Below are 6,815 nucleotides of genomic sequence, written 5' to 3' on the forward strand. Positions count from 1 at the left end.
TTTAACCATATTTTAATCTGGTTGAGTTTTTCCTTTACCTTTTCCTTCTGAGGTTTAACAATGCACTTCCCATTGAATCTTCTGATATTAAACCCTAAGAAGTTAAAACCCTCGTTAATATGTCTAACTTGAGTTTTTTCTTCGCTGAGGCATAGACCTCTGTGGGCTAACCATTCTTGAATCTTTGGGATAATAGCCTCTATTTGTTCTCTGGTTTGGGCTGTAACGATAAAGTCATCCGCATAACGGATAAATCCGTAAATTCTGCGTTCTTTTCCTCTTTTAGATTTGCCGTATATTTTTGTTTCGGTAATCTTTGAGAGCCAATTGTCCATCCCATCCAGTGCAATATTTGCAAGTAGAGGGCTTAAATTGCCACCTTGTGGTGTTCCTTTATCCGTCCTGTTGAGGACTTGAGATTCTACGTATCCTGCTTTAAGCCATTGTTTAATAAACTCTCTGCCTGGAGTAAACTCTAGGTTTTTGAGAATAAACTCATGACTAATGTTGTCGAACGCCCCTTTGATGTCCGCATCTAATATCCAGTTGTCTATCGACCCTTTTCTGAATCTGTAGAAACATCCTTCAATTGCGTCATGACATCCCCTTCCAGGACGGAATCCAAAAGAATTACTTTCAAATCTTGCCTCCCAGCTTGGTTCCAGGGCATTTTTTATAATGGCTTGTGCCACTCGGTCATTAATGGTAGGTATGCCTAAAGGACGTTTTTTCCCGTTTGATTTGGGTATGTATATCCTCTTGGTGGGTTTTATTTTCCATACTTGGAAGTCCCAGTTATTTACCAATTTGACTCTTTGTTTTGGGGTTTTAGCCAAGTATCCATCGATACCTGGGGTATTTTTCCCTTTATTAGCTTCGGTGACTCGGCTAACTGACAACATTAAATTGGAGTAGCTGCGTAGCATTAGTTTCATCAGGCTTCTGACCCGATTCCACTGTTTGAGCTTTGTCGCACGATATATTCTCTGTCTTAGGTTCTTAACCTTTTTCATCACCTTTTTCCAGTCAATTTCTGACCAGTTGGTGAGTTTGGTTCTTCTAGCTCCGATGTCCGATTGGACTCTATCTTTCACTATGGGTTCAGTTCCTTTACAAAGTGTCTATCGTTGATAACCTATTGGAATTTAGCACTCTTTCAAGTGGAGCAAATCTAGAACTCCTATCTACCCGCTTATTTGTTCGCGTTGCCTTTCGGCTGGTAGCTTTCGCTTTTTCCGTATCCTTTACCCTCTAGGTGGTTCCGTCTTTCTTACGTCCGACCTACTCATAAATGAGAACCTATAGGGCTTACCGCAGTTTCACATGATTAAGATACAGTTGGGGAGGGTTTTGTCTATATTCCGACGGGGCAGTGTTTCATCGTTATCAAGATATTTTGACCTAATAACCAGCCCGCTTACCATTTTGGTCAGGGTGTATCAACCTCATTTCACCCACTTTAATTAACGGAACCTCATCGACAATTCATTTACATTAACCCTTCCAACTTTTCCCTAGCCCTAGCTGGATAGAGGTTATCCACCTTCGGATACATTCATGGTCTGCATTCCATTGAGTTCATTATTTACTTTCAATGTGACCAGAGTACGAGACTCCTTTACGTGGGAATAGTAGGATGAAATCTACTAGAAATCCATAACCTCAGTCATGAAATTTTCACTTAAATCAAGCGACTTACTGCGTCGCACAAAATAATAATAAATCATCGCCTTGGTGACACCCGTATTAGCTGCAATAGTTTCAATACGAGCGTTATTCAGACCTTGTAAGGCAAATTCTTCTACTGCTGCATCTAAAATTTCTGTTTGAGTAGCTTCGCTGTCTCGACTACGAACGGACTTTTTAGAAGAGGTCTTCTTTTTTTTTGAGTCAGCCATAAACACAGAACTTTTAATTTACTTTCGCGTTAATTAGCATAGGGAGAATTTTCTTGTTATGTCAACGTTCTTGTGGAGCTTGCGGATGCAAGCTGCGTTGACTTCAGTGAGCTGATGGCAAAAGTTGACAAATCAACTAAATATCACGTAAGTTGATATTTAACTAAACATCGCGTAAGTTAGTTAATTGGGTAAAACATAGTTCTAAAAAAATGCACTTAAACAAAAAAATTTTTTGATTGGAGGAGGGATTGGAGGAGTAGCAACAGCGTTAGCTCTCCACCGTGAAGGTTTTTACCCTGTTGTTTACGAGCGTGTCAAAGAACTGAAAGAAGTAGGTGCAGGTATTGCACTCTGGGCAAACGCTACTCATGTCTTGAAAAATCTAGACTTATTGGAAGAAGCTAAAGAAGTGGGAGTTATCACTACCAACTATCAGTTCAATTCTCAAAACGGTAAAGAGCTGGTCAATGTTCCTGTAAATGGTTTTGAGCTTCCCACAATCGGTATTCATCGAGCCGATTTACACGAATTGTTGTGGCGTAGACTACCTGAGAAACAATTTATCTTAGGAGAAACTTTTGAGCGATTTTCGCTTTCTGAAAATCGAGTTTGCGCTCATTTTACTTCTGGCTTAATGGTTGAAGGAGACGCTTTCATTGGTGCTGATGGTCTGAGGTCAAAAGTAAGAAGCGAGTTATTTGGGGAACAACCACCCATTTATCGCAACTTTACGACTTGGCGAGGTTTAACGAATCATGTTCCCGATACATATCACCCTGGCTATATCAGAGAATTTTTGGGACGAGGAAAAGGGTTTGGATTTATGATGTTAGGCAAAGGTCGTATGTATTGGTATGCAGCTGCCTTAGCTCCAGAAAACCAGGCAGATGCGCCAATTGGCAGAAAAAAAGAATTAGAAAATATGTTTCAAGATTGGTTCGACTCAATTCCTGAGTTAATTGCTGCCACAGACGAAACTGATATTATTAAAACCGATCTTTATGACCGAGTACCAGCTTTACCTTGGAGCAAACAAAATATCACCTTACTGGGTGATGCCGCACATCCTACTCTCCCAACTTTAGGACAGGGTGCTTGTATGGCATTAGAAGATGCTCTGGTAGTGACTAAATGTTTATTAGAGTACTCCTCACCAGCAACAGCTTTTCAAAATTATGAATCACAAAGGTTTTCGCGCACGAAGTCAATCGTCGAGCAGTCTCTACGTTCGGGACGAATGGGACAGTTAGCACATCCAATTACGGTAAAATTGCGAGAAACGTTGATGAAACTTATGAAACCAGCGATCGCCAATAGTTTTAAAACTATTCATGCTTACAGAGCTTAACAAATACCCAACATTTGCTCCAGGCACAGAAAGAAATTTTATAAAGTTATTATGGCAACTCGACCTAAATAGTTCCAAAGTCCCAGAAAAGTTAGGAATGTAGCATCATGCAGTCAAGCGGAATTGATTTTTAAATTGAAGTGTAGCTATCGAGCGAAAGCCAATCGAATTAAACAGCTTGCTAAAAGATGGAACTATTATTTCTTAAAAAAAACCCTCTAATTATTCTTGGGTTGAGTGGTTTAATTATAGTGAGTGTCGGAGCGATCGCCAGCGCAATCTCATCGAACATCGTAACGGAGAAATGTTTGGTGAATTTGTCCCCTATCTATCAGGATTACTAAATTGGGTGTTAGCAATGGACGAGGAGGAAGCTACTAACATCATTAAAAACTATGAAACTGCCGTACCATCTCTATTAGCAATGAAGACACAGACATTGGTAGAAACTAATCCCATCGCTGACTGGCTAGATAATAAGGTAATTTTAGACCCCGAAGCGAGAACTAATATCGGAGTAGCCAAGCGCGACAAAGACAGTAATTCAGATAACTGGTACTTACACAATGACGAATGGCTGTATCCCAATTATGCTGAATACTGTCACGATACTGGTACTAGGTCAATTGGGTTACGTAGGTTCGTTAACCTGCTATCTGACCTGTTAAACAATCAGTTGAGATTGAATATAGAGAAAGGACGCGATCGCGCTGGTTCTTTTATCAGAGGCTTAAGACTTCGTGATGCAGCAGATGATGAGCCGCCACTGATTACTAACAAAGTAATGAAAACTAAGACAGATTCTAGTAGCACGAGTGTCATTAATAAACTCTGGAATTTAGTGATGGAAAAGGTGGTTAAAGCGATCGATTGCGTGATGGATGAGAGCGTTGATGAAGAAGATGGTAATCTAGAAACTGCCGAAGACAATCGAGCAGAAGTAGAAGAAAATATTGAGGAAGTAGAAGCTGAAGAAATCTCTACTAAAGATGAAGTTCTTAGCGTGGGCGATCGGGTAATGATTAAAGATTGTCCTGGTCACTGGAGTTGGGCGCAACCCTTTCAAGTATTAGCTATTGAGGATAATATGGTGGCGTTGGAACTAGTGGATGAATTAGTTCACATTAATCAATTGCAAATATGCCACAACAAGAATTTAGAGTCGAAAAATTGATAGCGATTGATAAATATATCCTTGTGGTTTATTACACAACTGCACATTGTTATCAGTTTTCAATCATAGATGAAGTAGGAAAAGTCTACAGTTTTGATTTGGCTTGCTATAGTCTCAATGCTGCCGAGCAAGGAGGTAGAACGGCAATTAAAGTGGTTTCAAAGCGAGATTAGAAGAGATTGTCGAAAACCACCTTCCTTCAGGCGATTGGCTTGCGCCAGCGCAGTCATGCGATAAGCCCGAAGGGGAGGGCGCGTCTGTCGAGGTTTCCTTGTCAGTTTATGCCGCCCGTCATCCGCTTCGCGATTGCCTACGGCAGCGGCAAAGCCGATCGCCTAAAACGAAAAAATTCGATAGAGTAAGAAAAATACTTTATTGGGTATTAGTGATGGTGAATAAAACCTCTTTGCCTCCTGCAACGAAAAATGAAGCACAGAAACAAGATCGGGGCAACAAAGTCTTTAGTCCCAAGAATAGTTCATCATCTAATTTAGAAGCAGACAATACAAGCAAAACTAAACTCAAAACCTCTCAGACATCCGAATCTAAGAAAATCTTCCAAGCGATCGGAGTAATTGAAGGTGCAGTAGCGGTTAAAAACGAAGAACAACTTACAGTTACCATAGAAGGGCAAACATATCGTTTGGGCTATACTGCTAAATCAAAGCAAAGATATAAAGCGTTAGTAGAAGAAATCAAGTCTCAGGGCAGCAGCATTAAAAAGCTATCAGTTTATCCCCAAATCAATCACAACAAAGGACAAGAAGGCTATAAGATAAATTTCAATTTGGTAACGGTCGCGAATACAGAAGAAGCTAGAACCAGTATTTTTCAGGATTTAGAGCCAGGTGAGTTTTATCTATCAGGGTTTTGGCAGTATGTATCCTTCTGTGAGTCCTCAGTCATAGCAGTGTTAAGGAATTATAGTGAAAAATTAGCTCAAACTGTAGAAAGGGTTGGGACTAAGAAGGCTAGACAGATACTGAAGCCAAATTACATTCCAGTAGAATGGGCAGATTCATCAGTCGCAGCGTTTAAATACGACCCTGATGTTGAGAAAAAGCAGCAGATGCCACGTTATTTTGTGCGCGTAAAAGCTAAATTTAGTCCAGAGAAGAATTGCTTTGAGGCGATTGAGCAGGTCGGTGAAAGCACAACTCAAGCACCCAAGTACTTGAAGTAATAACTTGTAGAAAGTGTTAACCAAGGGGCAGTTGAAGCAGCATTAGAGATCTGCCTATCTTGTAGTATATATGCAGCAAGCAAGTTTTAAGTGCAGCGATGAATGTGATTGAATCTTGATGGCTGAAAACCTTGTCAGTTATAAACGTGACGGATGTGACGGTAAAACAAAAAACTTCTAAATAGTAGTATTATACGCCAAAGTAAAACGGCATTTTGATAGCTGGATAAATATAAGAAAGTTTTCGATTTATCCATCACAGTCGTTTTTCACTGATTCCAAACTATTAAAATTAGTCAGAATAAAGTACAGCCTTTTAAGTTATTCAAAACCAAATGAGTCCAGAAAAGTTAGTCCAACAAGTAAAAACAGATCACTATAGAAAGTACACAGTCAAAGAACATGAACGGAAAATGTACGAACGAGAGTATAAGTTCGTCTGTAAAGGATGTGACCGTGTTGTAGAGAGAATGAGCTACGCAGTATGTTGTCCGAGCTACGGAAACGATTGTAATGGTAAATTATCTCAATGTCGGAGAAACAAATAATGTTGTCAGAAGAGTTACTTAGAGCGATTGAAAACTTAGAAAGATTACAAGACCACTATCAAGATGAATACGAATACTATTTAGCTAAGGCTATGGAAGCCAAGGAACACCAAGAAAGAATAGAGGTATTACTACAAGATTTAGAGAATAGAGAGAACTATCGCGAACTAGGTTCTAGCTTACAAAAGAACGAAGCTTCTTTACTTGACAACCACGCTGAAGATGAATCAACTTCAGAACGCCGAAGAAGAAAAAGAAAAGGATTGAATTTATTAGAAGGACAGATAGAGATAGAAGACGGGTCAAATGGATTGAAGGATAAAAAAGATTTTCTAGATGATGAGCCTGACGTGTCTTCAGTATCGAAGTTTGACTTTGGTTCATCTACCGACTCTACTGAGTCTCAAAGCGAAACGGATAATTCAGAGCGAGAATTAGATTCGGTCGCTAGATTTTTAGAATTATCAAAAACCGTAATGCCAGCGATTGAGGAAATATTTAAGTCAGAAGCTAATAAAACACTGCATTTAAGTTACATACAGAAGACACTCAATTCAAAACTAAATTTACAACTGAGCGTAGAAGCGGTAAAGCTGTATCTAGACCAAGCTATAGAGCAAGGCTATTGTCAATTAGATGTTTACGATTGGCTTTGCCAGTG

At 39.6% G+C, this 6,815-nt stretch carries 6 protein-coding genes and 1 pseudogene; 5 read left to right on the top strand and 2 right to left on the bottom strand.

The annotated features are described in order from the left end of the window. Window positions 1-1,094, bottom strand: a 1,094-nt coding sequence (ltrA, locus tag KV40_RS25915) for a group II intron reverse transcriptase/maturase (protein WP_036487438.1), incomplete at its 3' end; no start/stop codon positions are given. Between the two features lie 552 nt (window positions 1,095-1,646). Further along, on the bottom strand, window positions 1,647-1,898 hold the full coding sequence (locus KV40_RS25920; protein ID WP_036487439.1) for a TetR/AcrR family transcriptional regulator: 252 nt from the start codon (window positions 1,896-1,898) through the stop codon (window positions 1,647-1,649). 235 nt (window positions 1,899-2,133) lie between these two features. On the opposite strand from KV40_RS25920, the gene KV40_RS25925 reads away from it, so the two are divergent. From KV40_RS25925 to KV40_RS25945, 5 genes and pseudogenes are all read left to right on the top strand, one after another. Then, window positions 2,134-3,249, top strand: a complete 1,116-nt coding sequence (locus tag KV40_RS25925; protein ID WP_036487440.1) for an FAD-dependent monooxygenase — start codon at window positions 2,134-2,136, stop codon at window positions 3,247-3,249. 304 nt (window positions 3,250-3,553) lie between these two features. Continuing rightward, window positions 3,554-4,423, top strand: a complete 870-nt coding sequence (locus tag KV40_RS25930; RefSeq protein WP_036487441.1) for a hypothetical protein — start codon at window positions 3,554-3,556, stop codon at window positions 4,421-4,423. A gap of 23 nt (window positions 4,424-4,446) precedes the next feature. Next, window positions 4,447-4,596, top strand: coding sequence for a hypothetical protein (locus KV40_RS25935; protein WP_156114187.1), 150 nt, complete (start codon window positions 4,447-4,449; stop codon window positions 4,594-4,596). Window positions 4,597-4,811: 215 nt separating this feature from the next. Further along, complete coding sequence (locus KV40_RS25940) at window positions 4,812-5,606, top strand: hypothetical protein (RefSeq protein WP_036487442.1); 795 nt, start codon at window positions 4,812-4,814, stop codon at window positions 5,604-5,606. A gap of 529 nt (window positions 5,607-6,135) precedes the next feature. After that, window positions 6,136-6,815, top strand: a pseudogene (locus KV40_RS25945) (hypothetical protein); the annotation flags it as partial.

It is taken from the genome of Myxosarcina sp. GI1, from assembly GCF_000756305.1.
GTDB lineage: Bacteria > Cyanobacteriota > Cyanobacteriia > Cyanobacteriales > Xenococcaceae > Myxosarcina.